The sequence below is a fragment of the uncultured Methanobrevibacter sp. genome (assembly GCF_900316895.1).
Lineage (GTDB): Archaea > Methanobacteriota > Methanobacteria > Methanobacteriales > Methanobacteriaceae > Methanocatella.
This window is the reverse complement of the sequence record NZ_ONER01000030.1, coordinates 1-18,603: the sequence shown is the minus strand read 5'-3', so window position 1 is coordinate 18,603 and position 18,603 is coordinate 1. Positions and strand designations below refer to the sequence as shown.

At 37.6% G+C, this 18,603-nt stretch carries 9 protein-coding genes and 1 pseudogene; 3 read left to right on the top strand and 7 right to left on the bottom strand.

Translation table 11 applies throughout. The annotated features are described in order from the left end of the window. From QZN27_RS04950 to QZN27_RS04940, 3 genes are all read right to left on the bottom strand, one after another. Positions 1-6,317 (bottom strand): right-handed parallel beta-helix repeat-containing protein (locus QZN27_RS04950; RefSeq protein WP_296784465.1); only part of this gene is annotated, 6,317 nt, incomplete at its 3' end. A 233-nt stretch (positions 6,318-6,550) separates the two neighbouring features. Next, positions 6,551-9,406 carry a leucine--tRNA ligase gene (gene leuS, locus QZN27_RS04945; RefSeq protein ID WP_296784462.1) on the bottom strand — a complete coding sequence of 952 codons (2,856 nt, stop codon included), beginning with the start codon at positions 9,404-9,406 and terminating at the stop codon, positions 6,551-6,553. A gap of 10 nt (positions 9,407-9,416) precedes the next feature. Then, on the bottom strand, positions 9,417-10,202 hold the full coding sequence (locus tag QZN27_RS04940) for an NAD+ synthase (RefSeq protein WP_366208972.1): 786 nt from the start codon (positions 10,200-10,202) through the stop codon (positions 9,417-9,419). A gap of 65 nt (positions 10,203-10,267) precedes the next feature. Here QZN27_RS04940 and QZN27_RS04935 point away from each other — a divergent pair, with 65 nt between their 5' ends. Further along, the gene (locus tag QZN27_RS04935; RefSeq protein ID WP_296784457.1) at positions 10,268-10,663 is read left to right on the top strand and encodes a nuclear transport factor 2 family protein; all 396 of its coding nucleotides are present in this window, start codon (positions 10,268-10,270) and stop codon (positions 10,661-10,663) included. Between the two features lie 46 nt (positions 10,664-10,709). On the opposite strand, the gene QZN27_RS04930 is transcribed toward QZN27_RS04935, so the two are convergent. Together QZN27_RS04930 and QZN27_RS04925 are read right to left on the bottom strand one after the other, a co-directional pair. After that, positions 10,710-12,305: an AarF/ABC1/UbiB kinase family protein gene (locus tag QZN27_RS04930; RefSeq protein ID WP_296784455.1), complete on the bottom strand. Its 1,596-nt coding sequence runs from the start codon at positions 12,303-12,305 to the stop codon at positions 10,710-10,712. 16 nt (positions 12,306-12,321) lie between these two features. Then, a complete protein-coding gene (locus QZN27_RS04925) occupies positions 12,322-12,819 on the bottom strand; it encodes a DUF308 domain-containing protein (RefSeq protein WP_296784453.1) in 498 nt (165 codons plus the stop codon). Positions 12,820-13,121: 302 nt separating this feature from the next. Between QZN27_RS04925 and QZN27_RS04920 the strand changes: the two genes are divergently transcribed. Further along, positions 13,122-13,898: a DUF389 domain-containing protein gene (locus tag QZN27_RS04920; RefSeq protein ID WP_296784451.1), complete on the top strand. Its 777-nt coding sequence runs from the start codon at positions 13,122-13,124 to the stop codon at positions 13,896-13,898. An 88-nt stretch (positions 13,899-13,986) separates the two neighbouring features. Here the strand turns inward: QZN27_RS04920 and QZN27_RS04915 are convergent, their stop codons facing one another. Together QZN27_RS04915 and QZN27_RS09930 are read right to left on the bottom strand one after the other, a co-directional pair. Further along, entirely contained in the window at positions 13,987-16,278 is a 2,292-nt protein-coding gene (locus QZN27_RS04915) for an ABC transporter permease (RefSeq protein ID WP_296784449.1), read from the bottom strand. A 4-nt stretch (positions 16,279-16,282) separates the two neighbouring features. Next, positions 16,283-16,974, bottom strand: a pseudogene (locus tag QZN27_RS09930) (ABC transporter ATP-binding protein). 384 nt (positions 16,975-17,358) lie between these two features. On the opposite strand from QZN27_RS09930, the gene QZN27_RS04900 reads away from it, so the two are divergent. Then, on the top strand, positions 17,359-18,387 hold the full coding sequence (locus QZN27_RS04900; RefSeq protein WP_296784444.1) for a Fic family protein: 1,029 nt from the start codon (positions 17,359-17,361) through the stop codon (positions 18,385-18,387). Positions 18,388-18,603: the final 216 nt, after the last annotated feature.

Genomic DNA, 18,603 nt, shown 5'->3' with positions numbered 1-18,603 from the left:
TTCACATTCTTGTTTCCAGTGATTCTGGTAATGATTTTAACGGTTTTAGTGACATTGTCGTTGTTTAATGGGTTTACAGCTGTCACTGTGTGTGTTCCTATGGCCAGTTTGAGGTTTAGTATTGCAATACCTTCATCATTGGTTGTGGCATTGTATTTGTTGCCGTTTATGATGAATGTGACTTTCTTTTTAGCCATTGGGTTTCCGTTTCCGTCAACAACTATTACTTGATAGTCCACTCCGCTGTTGTATCCTCTGATCATGTCAGTTGCTTTAATGATTGCTGTGACATTAGCAATACTGGTTTCCTTAGATTTTGCAGGATAGTTTTCATCACCACTATATTCAAAGTCCACAGTACTGTCCAGAGGTATCAACGGCATGGTTACTATTGCTTTGCCGTTTTCTACTGTTGCGTTGTATTGTTTGCCATCAACAATAACTGTAACGTTTCCTGTAGCATCTTCAGGGAAAGTGAATGTTATTACAGTTTCGTTTGCAGTGTTTGTTGCGGTTATCTCAGGTTCAAAAGTTTCATTTTTCAGCACACTAACTTTAACTGTATCATTCATTGCTGAAGTGTAGTTTTCAGTTTCGCCGTATTTTACGATTATAGTATAGTTTCCAACTTTAACACCTGTGAATGTTATTGTATTTATGCCTGCAGTCAATGTTTCCTCTTTGGTTTGATTTCCAACAGTTATATTGTATTTGCCGTTAGTATCAGCGTTAATGGCAATTATTACATCGCCAGGATATGTTGTGTTTTCTGCTTTTACTGTTATTGTTGGTGTTGCTTTAAATATGCTTACTTTTATGGTGTCGTTTGTTGCGCTTGTGTAGTTTTCTGTTTCATCATAAGTCACATTAATTGTGTATTCGTTTGCGGATAACTCGGTGAATATTACTTCTTTGGTTACATTAGCAGTTAAGTTAATGTTTTGCTCTTTGTTACCTATTTTAATAGTGTATTTTCCATCAATATTGCTGGTAACGTTTACAATCAAGTCTCCAGGATATGTTGTGTTTTCTGCTTTTACTGTTATTGTTGGTGTTACCTTTAGGATGTTTACCTTGACTGTGTCGTTTGTTGCGCTTGTGTAGTTTTCTGTTTCAGCATAAGTCACATTGATTGTGTATTCTTTTGCTGCCAGTCCTGTGAATGTTACAGTTTCTGCAATGTTTGCTGTCAGGTTGAGTTCTATTTGCTGATCTGCGATTTTGACTATGTATCTGCCTGTTATATCACAGGTAATGTTCACAATTATGTTTCCAGGATAGGTCACGTCATTTGTGACAACATTTATTATTGGAGTTAACTTGTTGACTGTGAATGTTTTTGTTACATTGCTTGGAAGAACAGTATCGTTTCCAGCGTTTGATATTGTAATGGTGTATGTTCCTGCAGCCAAATCTGGGTTAAGTATTCTTTTATCGGTTATATTGCTGAATACTGTTTCATTATCCTCATTTTTTATGATTACCTCAACTGTTGTAGGATTTACCACACTGAATTCAATTGTAACGTTTCCATAGTCAAATTCATCTATATCCTCAATTGTCACAGTGCCTTCAATATATGCTTTGTTTACGGTGATTTCTGCTGTTTCAAAATGGGCAGTGAGGGATGTTTGGGTTGCTTTTGGTATGTAAGATGCCTCAGCGATTCCGTTTTCATCAAGTGTTGTATTGTCTGCAACATCAATGTTTTCATTTGTTAATGTTAATGTTATCTGCGGCAATTTACAGGATTGTCCAATAAGTATTCTGGAATTTGCATTATCATATAGGTTATTTAAGGTGATATGAGCAATTCCATCAGCCATTGTCATGTTTAAAACATACCAGTTATTTATTTCCACATCCTCACTTACATCTGCAAAATTCTGATTGAAATCGGTTATGTTGTTTCCCCACCAGTTGTAATCTGCATTTAAAGTAGTAGGGCTAAACCATGAGGTATCGTCATAATATATGATATTTTCACCGTTATTTATGAAAATGCAGTAATTGACTGGGTTTGATATCTCTTCCAGGTATATTGCGCTTCCGTTATCTGATGCGGTGTTGCTTATGAATGCCAATTTTGAGATTGTTTCCTCTTCATTACTTGAGTAAATTGCTCCACCTTTTGTGGCTTGGTTTTTGATGAATGAGGAGTTGACAATGCTGCTTTGTTTTGCGGCGAGATATATTGCGCCCCCATTATTTTCTGCACGGTTTTCCTGGAATGTTGAATTTTCAACTGTTTGCTCTTTGCTTATGAATATAAATCCTTCACGGAAGTAGATCGCTCCGCCGTCATCAGCGGTATTTTTAATGAATACTGATTCGATAACCTTACCGTAATCATAATCCCAAAAGATCGCTCCACCGTATCCGCCTGCGGTGTTGTTTTCAAAGTAGCTTGAGTCTACAGTTCCATAGTCATCATTCCAGTAGATTGCTCCGCCGTCCTCGGTTGCGGTGTTGTTTGCAAATTGACAGTCGGACACTTTACCGTACTCGTGATTCCAGTAGATTGCTCCACCTGATTTTGCTTTATTGAATGTGAAGTTGCTGGTGGTGACGATGCCTGTTATATAATTCCAGTAGATTGCTCCACCGCTTCTGCTTGCAGTGTTGTTTTCAAATATGCTGTTGTGTATTTTTCCTTTTTCTCCATTAACGTAAACGGCAGCACCGTTATTTGCATCGTTTTTTATGAATGCACAGTTATCGATGTGAATATATTTTTGATTTGCATAGACTGCTCCTCCATCAGATGCGGAATTGTCTATGAATTTTGAATTTGTGATTCCTCCACGGATTTCATTGAAGTAAATTGCACCTCCATAAAAGTTTGCCTGGTTATTGATGAAAGTGGAATTGTTTATGCTGCCCATAGGTCCGGTCCAGGTTATCGCTCCACCGTTCATTGCTGAATTATTGGAAACGGTACAGTTTTCCATAGTCCCATAATTTCCGCTCCATTGGATAGGGCTTTTTTGGGATATTGGGTCATATCCGTTTATCAGGTTTAAATTGATTAATTTAACATTATTTCCCACTATGTTCAATAATTTGGATATTCCAAGACCATTGATGGTGTGTCCGTTACCATAAATGGTTAAACTATCTTTGTTTATTATGATTCCGCCAATGCTGTCTATGCCGTCTGTGATTGTGTAGTCCTGAGTCAGGTTCAGGGTAAAGTTTGCGGCATTGTCAATTAATTCCTGTAACAAATCAAATTGTCCTTTTTCTGTTGTATTGGCAGTATAGTCAAATCCATAAATGACTGCAGTTAAATATGCCGGTTTTTTAATTGTTTTATAGGATACTGTGACGTTTCCATTTTTAATGATTGCATTATTTTTTACTATGAGGTCATTTCCGATGAGTTCGACAGCCACATCAGCGAGGCTGCAATCTGTAACTGTTGCGATTGTTTTTCCCCGATTATCGTATAAGCTGTTAAGTGATATTGTCGCCCTGTTGGATTTTAGTGTCATGTTCATGAAGTACCAATTATTTAATTGGGCATTCACTTTAGGGGTGCTGTTGAAGTTGTCTACAGTGTTTCCCCACCAGTTGTAATCCAGATTGTTATTGTTATGTCTTTGAATGTATACGTCATAGGTGGATTTTGGGTTTGCGAAAATGCTGTCTTTAACGGTTAATGCATATCCGCCGGATTTTGCATAAATCATTTTGTCGACATCATTGTCAATGAAAGAACATCTGTTGATAAGCACGCTATCTGTAACAGACCCTCCATCGTTGTCAATAAATATTACTCCCTCCTCATTATAATAACCATGATTTGAGGAATAAAAAGTACAATTATTGAAAGTAACGCTTTTTGCATTTTTAATATTTGCAGCATAGTCCAATGCATTGACAAAATTGATGTTATTGAATGTTATGTTTGCAGTTTCTTCATCGATTATAAAAATTGAGGCATAGTCGTCACCATCAATTGCATGGCCGTTACCGTTTATTATCAGGTCTTTTTTAATAAAGATGCCGTCTGCAAAATCCATATCATCTTTAGATTTGAATTTATAATCATTTTCTAAATTGAGCACGTTTCCGGTTTGGGCTATTATCTCATTAAGGTGGGTAAATGAATTACTGGTTATTGTGCTATTGCTTTCGGTGTTATTTTCCACTGTCACGGGTGTTGTTTTAAGGTAAAATGCCGCATTTGATGCGGCTGAGTTATTTATAAATGCACTGTTAGTAAGATTACAGTTTGCACTTGAGAAATATGCTCCTCCAGCCACATAATCCGCTTCATTTCCAATAAATTCACAATTGTCGACAGCACAATTTTCTGCGTCAATGTATAATCCTCCACCATTGCTTGCATAGTTATTTATAAATTTTGAATTTGTAATCACGGTTTTTGAATTGATATAGCCCGCACCACCGTCATTTTTACTATTACAATTTTCAAATGTTGATTTATCAATAATGTTTGCTGTACTTTGGGTAGAATATAACTTAACAGCAGTAGCTTTAATGTTTTCAAATTCACAACCGGAAATAAATGTTATCTTATCTGAATTTATTGCCCCTCCTGTGTTTTCAAAAGTACAGTTTATAAAAGTAATTCGGTCATTGCCGGAAGACATGCCTCTTATTGCAGTTTCCTTCACGTTTATAATATTTAAATTTTTGACTGTGATGTTTCTTCCGCCTGCAAAGTTAAAGATGCCGTTGACACCGTTACATCCGTCAATTGTATAGCCATTTCCGTTTATTGTAAGGTCTTTATCAACGGTAATCGCATTTCTATCGTCGAGGGAGGAGTAGAACTTATAATCATGAGTTAGGTTTATCTCATTTGAAGCTTTTGATATCTCATGTTTCAGTAGGGTTAATGAATCATACTCTCCGGCATGGGTTATTTTAAGGGAGCTGATAAGTGCACCGTTATAAAAAATTGATACAGTACCTTCCTTACCATCCAATGCCGTATAATTAAACGGTGTTGAAATTTTATTGGTGAATGTGATGTTTGTTGAATTTAGGTTACTGTCACTGAATTGGACTTGAAATGTTACAGGTTTTCCTTGAGGCATTTCCAAAAGAGTATCGTCGGATTTGAGAAACATGAGTTTTAATTCAACAGTATCGCCCAGCCTCACTTCTTTAGGTATTGTCGGGACATAAATATAACTGGAAAAAATTTGGCCATATATTCTCACTTTTTGGTATCCGGTAACAATAAACGGTTCATATCTGGTCTCATACCCGTATCCAGATCCAACAAATCTCTCAGGAATTTCATTAGATTTTGTACCGTCCAGCCAAAGATTATACGATAAGCCTGCGGATTTATAACCGTTTATAACATTTCCTTTTATATCTGGAGTGCAAAAAATTGATTCCTCTATTCTGTTAGGACCGTCACAATAAATTAAGCCATAATCCTCATCGGTTTGAGCAGCACCAAAGAAACAATTTTTAACACAAGGAGAATAGATGTAGTCTTCAAAATAGACAATTCCCTTTTTAGCAACATTGTTCTCAAAGATACAATTCTCAACAAAAAAATCACTTCTTAACCTAAGTATCTTGTCGGTGTCATATCCTCCGTTGGATGTGAATCTTCCATTATTTTCAAAAGTACATCCAATCATTGCAAAATTGCCAGTTCCAGAAACTATTTCAGCTCCCCTTGCAGAATTGTTTCTAAAAATACAATTGGAAATTGTATTTTGTTTGTGTCCTGCCAATGACAATACGCTATGTGAATTGCCTTCAAAAACACAATTTTCGATTTTGCAGTAATTAGTATCAAATCCAATAGATATAGCATAAGAGCTAGAACTTGAAGTGCCAGCAAATCCTGTAATTCGCAAATTTCTTAACTGGACCTCACCATAATTAAATTGGAATGCATTTGATTTTCCTGCACAGTCAATCGTATGCCCGTTTCCATCAATGGTTATAGCGCGGTCAAAGACTATTGCATCGTTAGGACCCTCACATCTATAATTCTTATACAAAACGACATTATGAACGAATATTGGACTTACTATACCCTTTAACTCAGTGAATGTGCCCCATTCACCTGATTCGCCCTCATCCAATATGTTTTCCTGTTCTTCAGTCGTTGCACCCAATATGTTTTCCTGTTCTTCATCCGTCATATTCAATATGCTTTCCTGTTCTTCATCAAAATCTGCAGTTTCAGTAATGATATCTTCAGCAATATCATTTGCAATAGAGTCTGTCGAGTTTAAGTCACTTGCAGCAACCGCCGAAAGTGAACATAAAATAGAAAATAAAATTAAAAAGATAGCAATTGCCTTATTTTTACTCATTGTTTATGCCTCATTTAAATTCTAATTGTAATATATTTCTTTAATTAATCTATATTAAATTTAGTTTATTTTTTTTTAAATGAATTAGAGAGACATGTATAAATTTTTTTGCAAATTTTTAAAAAAAGAAAGGAATTGCAGACGGAAAACCATATGCCCATATTTTCAGTATCTGCGGTTGTTAATATTCGTTAAGTTAACAAAAAATAGAAAAATAGATGGAATAATTTGAATTATTCCATAAATATTGCTGGTTTGTAAGGCATTGCGTTTTTAGCCTTGTTTTGTGGGTCGTATGAGTCATCGGTGTGGATAATGACTTCATTGCCGCTTTCCTCTTTGATGTAGTCAAGTGCATCGGTTAAGATTTCCTCTTCGTTGATCTTGCCGATGTAGCGGGTTTTGGTTATTTCCTTACCGATTTTTTTGGCCACCATTGCTATTTCCTTTTTGTCGTCATAGATATTGGCGCCGATGGCTCTTCCCATAATCTGGCCGATGTCAGGTTTTCCTACTTCATCAGCTATTTTGTAAAGGTCCCATTTCCAGTCAGGGGCAAGGTAGATGTGAATCTTTTCAACTTCATCTCCAACCATCTGCTTGATGTGGGCAATATCCTTGATGATGTTTTCAACCAGTGACTCTGCCTTTTCGATTTTAACATCCATAAGGCTTTCGTCAGCTTCAGGCCAACTGGACTGGCTTACAAATCCTTCTCCACCATATTTGGACCATAATTCTTCACATGTGTGTGGAGTGAATGGTGCTAAAAGCCTGATCCAAGCTTCAAGGACTGTTGACAGCACGTAAATTACTGCCGGGTCCTGTGCATCGATAATGTGTTTTACACGGTACAGGTAGTGGTCAACATCCTTTTTAAGAAGGAACAGAGAATCTTGTAATGCCTGTCTTGTCTGGAAGACTTCCAAAGCTTCTGTTGCATTTTTGATGTGTTCGTTTAGCTGGCTTATCATCCATAAGTCAATGGTACGGGTCAGTTCCACCTCTTCAATGTTGCTTAAGTCCAATGGTGAACCTTTAATCTCTTCGACTCTTGCTGCAAATTCCCTGAACCATTCAAGTCTTCTTTTTGTTCCAAGAACTTCCTTTTCCCTCCAGTCGAAGTCCTGCCATGGTTCTGCAGAAGCCATCAGGAAGAGCCTTACGACATCAGCGGTGTAGTCTCTGATTGCATCTTTTAGGAGGATGACGTTACCTTTTGAGGAAGACATCTTGTTTCCTTCCAGAAGTCCCATACCGAACACTACGGTTCCTTGAGGCCATTTTTCTTTTGGATAGATTGCACTGTGGGCAAACATCAAAAAGCTCAGGTGGTTACCTACCAGGTCCTTTGCGGACAGTCTCCAGTCCAATGGGTACCAGTAGTTGAATTCATCCTGAATTTCCTGTACTTTTTCTTGAGGAACGGTAATTTCGCCTGAATCCTTGTTCAATAAAACTTTGTCAAAGAATGCAGGGGTCAAATCATCCGGATTCATGTCTTTCACGTATTTTGCAATTGCATAATAGGACATGTAGATTGTAGAATCGGTCAATGGCTCGATCAGCCATTGGTTGTCCCATGGAAGTCTGGTTCCAAGTCCCACTTTTCTGGAACATGCCCAATCGTCCAGCCAGTTTATGTAATAGTCAAAATTATTTTTGATTTCCTTTGGAATGATTGTTTCGCCTTCAAGCACTTCCAGGGTCTTTTCGGTCCATTCCTCATTTCCGTATTTCATGAACCATTGGTCATCCATGATTTTGACGACACAGTTGTTTCCGCATCTGCACACTACAGGCCTTTCGGCAAAGTCATACATGATTGTTGCCATGTTCTCGGCTATCAGTTTCTCTTTGAGCTCTTCACGTGCAAAACGAACTTTCATTCCGCCAAAGTCCGGAATGGATTCGATGATTGTACCTTTACTGTGTTGCTGCTTGTACAGCTCATTGGTGGCTTCATGCAGCTTTTCATCGTTTTGGTCAGTAATTCCTAATCTTTCGATGATGTCTGCTGCAGGGATTTCCCCATAGCCCTTAAGGGTACATACTGGAATAGGTTCCACGTTTTCAATGATGCCGCCTAAATTGTATTTGGCTATCATTTCCTCGTTTTTCTTCAAGTCCTGAAGTGCGATGTAGTCTGCAGGTGCATCTGCAGGTTCGGAAAATACGACACCGCTTCCGTAGGATGCGCTAACAAAGCTTGCAGGGAAAATTGGCAGTTCGTCTCCGGTGAATGGATTTTTAGCCATTTTTCCTATTAATTCATTAGGGTCAATTTCAGATATGATGTCCAAATCCTTGATTTGGTTGGATAAATTATAGTGAGCTTCTTTTGTAATTACCCATTTTTCGCCTTCGGCATTAACCAAAACGTATTCGACATCAGGGTTAAGCCAGATGTTGGTTGCTCCGACAATGGTTTCAGGCCTTAGGGTTGCGGTAACTAAAATCTTATCTTCAATCGGGAATTTCAATAATGTCAGTTCATTGACGCCTACCCCTTCACCTTCGAGCAGATCGTGATCTCCAACAGGGTTGTCACAGTTTGGACAGTATTTTACAGGGTGTTCTCCTTTCTGAATCAATCCCTTTTCATATAATGTGGTTATTTGCCATTCGATGAATTTTTTGTAGGTCGGGTCGATTGTTCTGAATTCCCTTCTCCAGTCGATTGAATATCCCATTTCATCCATTACTTCATGGTATTCTGTTGAGAAGTATTTAACGATGTATTCAGGGTCTTCAAGCTTTGGCAATGTTTCCTTTGGAACTCCATGAACCCTGTGGTACAAATCAAGTGTCCAAGGGTCTTTCCTTTGAATCCTGTCAGCTATTCCGATAACCGGTGCTCCTGTAACGTGCCATGCCATCGGGAACAGTACGTTGTAACCTTCCATTCTTTTGAACCTTGCATAAACGTCCGGCACGGTATATGTACGGCCGTGACCTATGTGCATTGCACCACTAGGGTATGGAAAAGCAACGGTAAGGTATAGTTTTTCTCTCTCGTCAGGGTTTGATTCGAATATTTTCGCATCAGCCCATTTCTTCTGCCATTTCTTTTCTATATTTTCGCTCACTAAATCACCATTATAATATTTTTTTAGGAATTTCGGGAACTTTGCTTTTGTGTTCGCTCCTAATTATTTTATTGATAATCATATTAACGTCATCAACTGAAATGTCAAGTCTTTCAGCTATTTGGGTATTTTTCATATCCTTTTCAGTAAAGAGATATAGGATTTCATCAAGCAAATCGTAACTCATTCCAATTTCTTCCTCATCGCTCTGGTTTTCCCAGAGGCCTGCCCTTGGAGGCTTTTTGATGATTTCCTCTTGGATGTTCAGGTATTCGCTTAACTTGTAAACTTCACTCTTGTATAAATCTCCAATCGGTTCCATGTCGCATGCGCCATCTCCATGCTTTGTGAAATAACCAATCAGAATTTCGCTTCTGTTACCTGTTCCGCTGACAAGGTAGTTTTTAGCGTTTGCATAATAATAAATGATTGACATCCTGATTCTTGCTTTGAGATTTCCTATTGCAAGATTATCCTCTTCAAGCTTTGTCAGGCATAAATATTCATTCAGAATGCTGTCAATAGCTATTTCTCTGTATTCGATACCTAATCTTTGCGCTATTTCGATTCCATGAACAGTGTCTTCGGCCGGTGTTGTAGCGGACGGCATGACAATTCCAAATACATTGTCCTTTCCAACTGCTTCACATGCAAGATAGGCTATCAATGTTGAATCGATTCCTCCGCTCAAGCCGACTACAATTCCGTCGGTTTTGGACTCGGATACTTTTGATTTGATGAATTCAACAATTGTTTCCTTTGTTTTTTTGCAGTTTATTTCTGGAATTTCACTAATGATTTCACCAGCCTTAATCATTCATACATAAAATAATATGTACTTATTAATTTATATATTATATCATGTCTGATGTAGAACTATTTTGTGAGAAATCATTTTCCGGTGCAGACCAGGAAATCGTTGACAGGTTTGTCGAGTTTCAAAATGCATTGATTGAAGCCGACACAGAAAAGTTGGATGAAATCCTTTCTGATGATTTCAGACTCACTCAGGCTCCAAACAGGTCTCAGGTTAAAGGTGAGTTCATCTCTGAGATTGATGACGGTTCTATGGATTTTTCAAAATCTGATATCATGGATCCTACAATACTGTTTGATGATGATGAGTCCGCTTCCTTAATATCTAAAGTCAGATTGACTGCCAAGGTCTACGGCAGGGAACTGAGATGGATTTCCGATACGGTGGCAAATTTTAGAAAAATCGATGGAATCTGGCAAGTTGTCGGATGGGACAGTTAATTCAAAAAAATAATGATTGAGGAAAAAATTCCTCATAATTTCTATCTTATTTTAAGACAAATCTTTTAAGGCCGATAATACTTAGGATTATGGCTATTATATAACCGATTAAAGAAATCACAGGCATGTCAAATGCTCTTGGTCCGAATGAAACGACTGAAGAGCCGATTATCAGAGCGGATATCAATGCGACTATTGTAACCTTGTCGGTAATGTCGACTTCAAATCTGAACTGCAATTCTTCATTTTCTATTTTGTGGATTGTCCTTGTGAGAAGTTTAGGCATGGACTGAAGCATGTGTTCATATAGGATAAGGTTGCTTTTTTTGCCTTTTAACATCTGCTTAGGGCTGAGCCTTTGCTTTGCAATTTGTTTTGCAACAGGTTTGATTGATGCGAAAACATCGATTTCAGGGTCAAGATTGTGTGCAATGGATTCAATCATTGACAGTCCTCTTGCCATTGTGACGACTTCATTTGGAAGGATTACTCCATATTCCTGCATAAGGCTTAGAAGTGCCTCTAAAACTCCATCGAAACGGTTCAGCTGTACGCCGAAGTACCTTCCGAACAGGTCATTAAGATCCCTTCTTAAGGAAGATGTGTCAATGTCATAATCCAATATGTCCATGTACATAAGCTGGTTTATCAGTCCGTCAACATCCTGGTCCATGAACAGCAATACTACTTCGGAAAGGTCTTTTTTGAACTTTTCATCGAAGAATCCCATCATGCCCAAATCAAGATAGCACACCACATTGTCCTCCAGAATCATCACGTTTCCCGGATGCGGGTCTCCATGGAAAAATCCGTCTATGAACAGCTGCTGGAGATATGAGTCAAGGACATTTTTTGCCAAGAGCTTTTTGTCGAACTCATCGCTGGTGCTTTCATACACGTCATTTAATTTGGTACCGTCAATGAATTCCATTGTCAATACTTTTGAAGTGCAGTATTCAGGGTATGTGGCCGGAATGTGTATGGCCGGATTTTCAACGAAATTCATTTCAATGCGCTGCATGTTCATGAATTCGTTGTTGTAATCTATTTCCTTGTGGATTGAACGGTCAAACTCCTCCATTATTCCAGGAAGGTTCAGTTTCCTGAGATTTGCGTTAAATTTGTCGGTACGGTTGGCAATGTATTTCAATATCCTCAAGTCAAGGTCAATCTTGTCGGTGATACCTTCTTTTTGGATTTTGACTGCAACCCTTTCACCGGTAATCAATTTTGCTTCATGAACCTGTCCGATGGATGCGGTAGCCAAATGTTCATGTTTAAATTCTTCGAAAAGCTCATCAATGTTTCCATTGAGTTCCCTTTCGACTATTGCCTTGACCTGCTCGTATGTTATTGCAGGATTGTCGTCCTGCAGGTTTGCAAGCTCATCTGCAATCCTGTCGCCAACTACATCAGGTCTTGTACTTAACAGCTGACCCAATTTGATGAATGTGGTTCCCAATTCCTGAAGCATCAATCTTAGCTTGACGGGAATTTCATCATCCAGCAAAAGTTCATTGGCTTCGGCATCGTCTTTTCCGCCTATTTTGTTTTTTGCGGTTTGGCCTAAAATTTTATCGAAGCCATATTTTTTTATGGCTGCTCTAATTTCGCCCAAACGTTCTTTAGTTTCCTTATCCATTATATCACATTACTATTTAGCTTTCAACGATACTTGATGCAAAGAATGTTATTCCTTCCATAATAAGACATATTCCGACGAGGATTGCTGCATATAATGGCTGTGCGATTGAAAATGTTGCTAAGAAAAATGCCACTATACCTAGGATTAAAATCAATACTGATGCAATTCTTGATATTGAATCGAATCCAAAAAAGATGCCTGCAATACCTACGAATATCATTACAAATGCAGTCAAATAGAATATGTATCCAACAAGGAATGATAATGCATCTATTTCATAAATAAACAATAGTCCAAATAGTATTGCACAGATACCAAGCAATATCTTGATTGCTGAAGCGTGTGCCATCATGCTCCATACTGAAAATCCATCAATAATTGAAGCAAATCCGAATGCTATCAGGCAGATTCCAGCAATCCATGATACTGTTGCTGCGCTGTACACTGGGTAAACTGCGAAAAGCAAACCCAATATTATAAATATAATTCCGAGTACTTTCCTATAGTCCATAATTAATCACCTCTTTATATATGTATTATATTTTTTTGTCTCACAACTATTTAATTTTAAGTAAAATACTTAAATTATAGGAAAATATTCATAAAAAGTAAAAAACTAATAAAGTATATTGTTTTAATTGATGCATTTTGTTGCGATTAAGTTCTTTAATTCACACTTTCAAGTTATTTTTAAAGAAATTTAAATATGGAAACATTGAAATAGTTATATAAGTTACCTGAACTTTGGGTTTGAGGGATTATTCTTGAGATTAGTTAAAAGCCTAGGGTCAAGGCTATAAAGGAAATGAGAGTATGAGTGTGAATAACGATCAAAATCAAACAATAAAGGAAAAGATTAGAATGGCTTTTTCATTATCGGAGGATTCCGCTTCTCATGAGGAGATTAAGGAACGTCTTTTGGATGGTGGAAAAATCACCGGAACCAACATGTGTGTGCTTGTATGTGCGATGGTAATCGCTTCTGTCGGTCTAAATATGAGTTCAACTGCAGTAATTATCGGGGCAATGCTGATTTCGCCTATAATGGGCAGCATTCTTGCTTCCGCATATGGAAATGTGTCAGCAGATTATCCGCTATTTACAAACCATATGATTGGCTTTGGAATGCAGATTGTGATAAGTGTAGTTGCAGCTTCAATTTACTTTTTCCTCTCTCCGGTCAAGGAGCCGACTGTTGAATTGCTTGCAAGAACTTCTCCAAGTTTTTATGACCTGCTCATTGCATTTTTCGGAGGGCTTGCAGGAATCATAGGGCAAACCAGACTGGATAAGACAAACACAGTTATCCCTGGTGTTGCAATTGCAACCGCCCTGATGCCTCCATTATGTACATGCGGATATGCCATTGCGAATGGAAGATTGGATATGCTCCTTGGAGCGGGTTATCTCTTTATAATCAATGCATATTTCATTTTCTTGGCCGCAAGCATTATCTTGAGTATTTTGAAAATACCAAAAACCAAGGAATTGACAGAAAAGCAATGGAGAAGGCATCGTTTCAGGATGGTTAGAAACACTATAATCATTGCGATACCAAGTATTGTTGCGGTTTATTATATGGTTATCTAAACAGAGATCCATTAAAAAAAGAATGGGAGAATCATTTTTCTCCCTTTTATTCTATTACTATTTTTTTCTTAAAAAAATAAATTAATGGTTATTCCCTTTCTTTTTTAAGGGCTTCAACCATATCAATATTTTTAAGCTGATTTGCAAGCAACAGGTTAACGATTGCAGAAACGATTATTGTTATCACGAAACTTATTGCTATTGTAGTCAGGGAATAGTCTGTCGGATAATAAAGCTTGTCCGTATTGCTTCTGATGGCCTCCAGAACATAGTATCCTGTTGGAACTCCAATTATGAATCCTACTATTGATATTCCCAGATATTGGGTTATGAAGAGTTTTCTCAAATCGCTTAATTGGAATCCTAAAACCTTCAATGTTGCCATGTCCCGTTCCACTTCGGTGAATCCTAAAAGGCCCAAGCTGTAGAGAACGACAATAGCCAATATGACTGCAAATATTACCAATATTATGATGAGCAGATTTGCTGTTTGTGAGAGCTTGTCCCAACTGTTTGTCAAGTCCTTATAGGAGTTGTAGCTTCCGACACCATCCAAGTTTCCTGTCACATTTTTTGCTGTAACGATTTCTGTCGGCTTGAATGAAATGTTGTTCTTTTTAGCACATTCTTTTGTGATTGTAATTCCCTGAACTGAAGGATCACCATAAATGTCCTTAACCGTGGAGGTTATCCAAGTCTCATTACCGTATAGGTGCCATTTTATTTTATCGCCAACTTTCAGGCCGTATATCTCTGCGGTCTTCTCTGAAATGGAAATGCCGTTTTTTGGCAATTTTATCTCTTGCCTGTCCTTATCGGTTGGCGTGATTAGTGGGGACTTATCATGGACCGTCAGCACTTGCATCTTTTTAATGCCATTGGCCTCGATTTGAATGGTTTTTGTCATTACTGGAGTGCCGTTAACCTCTTTAATTATTGAATCTATCTGTGACTGTGAAACGTTGTCATCAAGAACAAGCTGTGTCTCATAGTGGTTGATGTCATCATATTTCCAGGATTTCAGGTCATTGACCCCATCTTGCATACCGAATGCTGAGATGAGAAGCACCGTACAGCCAATGACTCCAACCAGTGCAATGAGAGTTCTTAACTTATGCCTGTTAACGTCTCTGGTGTTCCACCTAAGATTGAATCCCATCTTGTTCCATATCCATGTATTTTCAATAAATCCTATTTTGCTCACTTTAGGTGGCTTTGCCTTCAAAGTTACTGAAGGAGGCTCTCGGATAATGCTTGCAACCGCAAAGTATGAGCATAAAACAGAACCCAAAACGATTAAAAGGGCTACAATGATGAAACTGATATTGAATCCGGGATCCCAGCAAGGCAATGTGTAATATGACTTCATGGTGTCGACAAAAATGTATGGTATCGTATTGTGGCCGACTATTATTCCCAGAACGCTACCGATCAGCGTCAAATAGAAACCGTAGGATAAATAATGCAATATCAACGGTCTGTTCTCAAATCCTATTGCCTTCAAGGTTCCAATCTGTGTTCTTTGCTGGTTAACGATACGTGTCATTGTAGTCAGCAGAATCAGTAACGCAACCACAACGAAAATGATTGGAAACATCACTGCCAAAACGATATGCTGCTTGATTTCGTCCTGTATTTGATCGTCACTGCTGCTGTCTTCCCTAGGCATGAAGGATGTGCCGTTTATTATGTCGTCATATCCCTTGTCCTCAAGCATTGCACGTGTTTGATGGTAATAATCCGGGGTAGTGGCATTGGTGGTCAATAGCAGCTTGTTGTGTGGCATGTCCTCGCCAGGGTATGCCTTCTCTGAGAGATATCCGAATCCCTGATATTTGAAATCTGAAACCAGACCGTTTTCCGGTTGCTCATAGACGTAATCCGGAGAATATCCAAGTCCACGGATTGTCTTGTTTAATGTGATTCCATTGAATTTTACGGAGATATTGTCCCCGACGGTCAAATTCTTCGCTTCAGCAAATCTTGCATCCAGCCATATGCCGTCCGCATCGCTGAAATTAATTTTTTTTCCTTCAACAGGGTAGTATTTGGAAATCTTATTCTTCTTTAAAAAATGCAGCGTTACTGTCGGTTCATCTTCCAAATCAGCAATCGACTTTACAACGAATTGGGTTTCAATGCCTGTTGTCGAACTCAGATTCTTGAAATCATTGACGACAGTTTTATTGAAATTGGATCCAAGCACATATGCATCCGCCATGTTTGTTTCGTTATAATAGTTGTTGAGGTTGTCCTGAAGACCCTGGACCTCTGATCCTATTCCCGCAAAGGCCAGCAATGTAATGAATGACATTAGGAAAATGGCAACGAATTGCATTTTGTGTTCCTTCATGTCGCGTAACATCTTTTTGAATAGCATCAAATCACCAGTTTATAGCATCTACAGATTGCGGATTCTCATTTGTCTCAATGTATTCAACTTCACCGTTCTTGATGTGAATGACCTTGTTTGCGACTTTTGCAAATTCGTTATTGTGTGTTACTATAATGACTGTCGTATTTTCACTTTCACATAGGCTTATCAGCAGTTCAATAATGAGCTTTCCGGTTTTGGAATCCAGTGCACCTGTAGGCTCGTCACACAGAAGCATTTTTGGTTTTTTAGCTATTGCCCGAGCATTTTTAGCTATTGCCCGAGCAATGGATACCCTTTGCTGTTCCCCTCCGGACAGTTCTGACGGAAACTTGTTGACATGCTGTGACAGTCCCACCTGACTTAAAATCTCCTGTCCGTCTATGTTTTCATCGACAATGTCATTGAGAACCTCAATGTTTTCGCATGCGGTCAGGTTTGGAATCAGGTTATAGAACGTGTAAGTTCCTTATCTGAAAAGGCGGTGATGTTTTCATCATCAATAATTATTTCACCGCTTGTAGGCTTGTCAAGACCTCCTAAAAGGTTAAGCAGTGTTGATTTACCACTTCCTGACGGTCCGAGAATCACTACAAGCTCTCCCTGGTCGATTGTAAAATCAAGATTGTTGGCCGCTTTGACTGTTTGAGTTCCCATTTTATATTCTTTTGAAACTCTATTAACTTTTATCAATGTCTTCATTTTTTTAAACCTTTTTCATTTATCTGAAATAATATATTTTTAACATTCAATTTAAAATTTTTGTAGTGCATCAACTAACTTCATATACTACAAGATATTAAAATTGCATTTAGTACTAAGAGTAGGTAGTTTGATTTTCATATAGTAACCACTTTTCTATGATGTGTTGTCTTTCATCAACTATAATCATCAAGTAAATTCATTTTTATTTGCAGTTGTTTTAATACTTATTTTAATAATGGAAGTCTTTTATTTAATTTTTGATAATAATCATCAAGTTAAATTCATACTATTCGTCAACCTACGAACGAATTAAGGCAATAATATTTAAATCATTTGATTCATAACATTTAAACAGAAAAAAGTTATTTGAGGGAACTGCACATGTTTGATGCAAAATTTCGATATACCAATAAAATCATCAATAATCTGATGGAAATATCATCCATTAGGGAATTCATTTTGAATTCAAAAATTCTTCCTTCTTATGATCTTTTGCTTAAAAACAAGGCAATAATATCCTCTTCATATAATTCAACCTCCATTGAGGGAAATCCGTTGGACTTCAAACAGGTAACAGAACTATTCAATCTGAAAGAACATAATAAATTAGATGAGGTTAAGCTAAACCGGTCTGAAATTGAAGTTGTAAATTACTTCAAAACCCTTGAAAATCTTGACAAATATGAAAAAATTGATGAAAAGACCATTCTTGAAATCCATAAAAATATCACTGAAGGAACCCTTAACGACACGAACATGGCAGGTAGATTCAGGGACACGCCGGTAGTTATCGGTAATCTGAAAACAGGCAAGCTTAATTTCGTGCCTCCAAGCCCGGTCAAGGTTCCTTATTTGATTGGAGAATTGTTGGACTGGATTAATGTTCAGGATGAGTTAAACCCAATTATTCTTGCAGGAATCATACATTATGAATTTGTCAGAATTCATCCGTTTGTAGACGGCAACGGCAGAACTGCAAGAGCATTGGCAACTCTAATGCTTCTTTTAAATGATTTTGACATAAAAGGATACTTCTCTCTTGATGAATATTACAATCAGGACAGGCAATCCTACTATGCAGCTCTGCAATCAGCCGACAAGTCCAGGGATTTAACCGAATGGTTGGAATATTTTTCAACAGGATTTCTGGTTTCTCTAACTTCTGTGAAAAATGAGATTCTTGAAATGTCTCATTTTGACATGAAATTCAATGATAAAATCAGGTTAGGCGAAAAGGAAATTAAGATATTGGAGTATATCGAGAAAAACGGTTCCATTAAAAACAGGGAGGTTCAGGAATTGCTTGACTTATCTTCTCAGGGATCATATTCCTATATTCAAAAACTGCTTGAAAAAGGATTGATAAAGTCTCAAGGGAAAGGCAGAAGCACGGTTTACGTATTGAAATAGGTAGTAATGTTTTTAATTTTTTTTTAAACTATAATTTTGTGGTTTTTACATGATATCTTTTGAATATTTACATAAACTTTATATGACTAAATTTATATACTATAAGGAATTAAAATAACATTTAGTAACTAAAAGTTAGTAATTGGAATTTCGATTACTTACCATTTTTCCGTGGACAACTTACAGGATAATATATTTTAATTATCTGTAATAAAG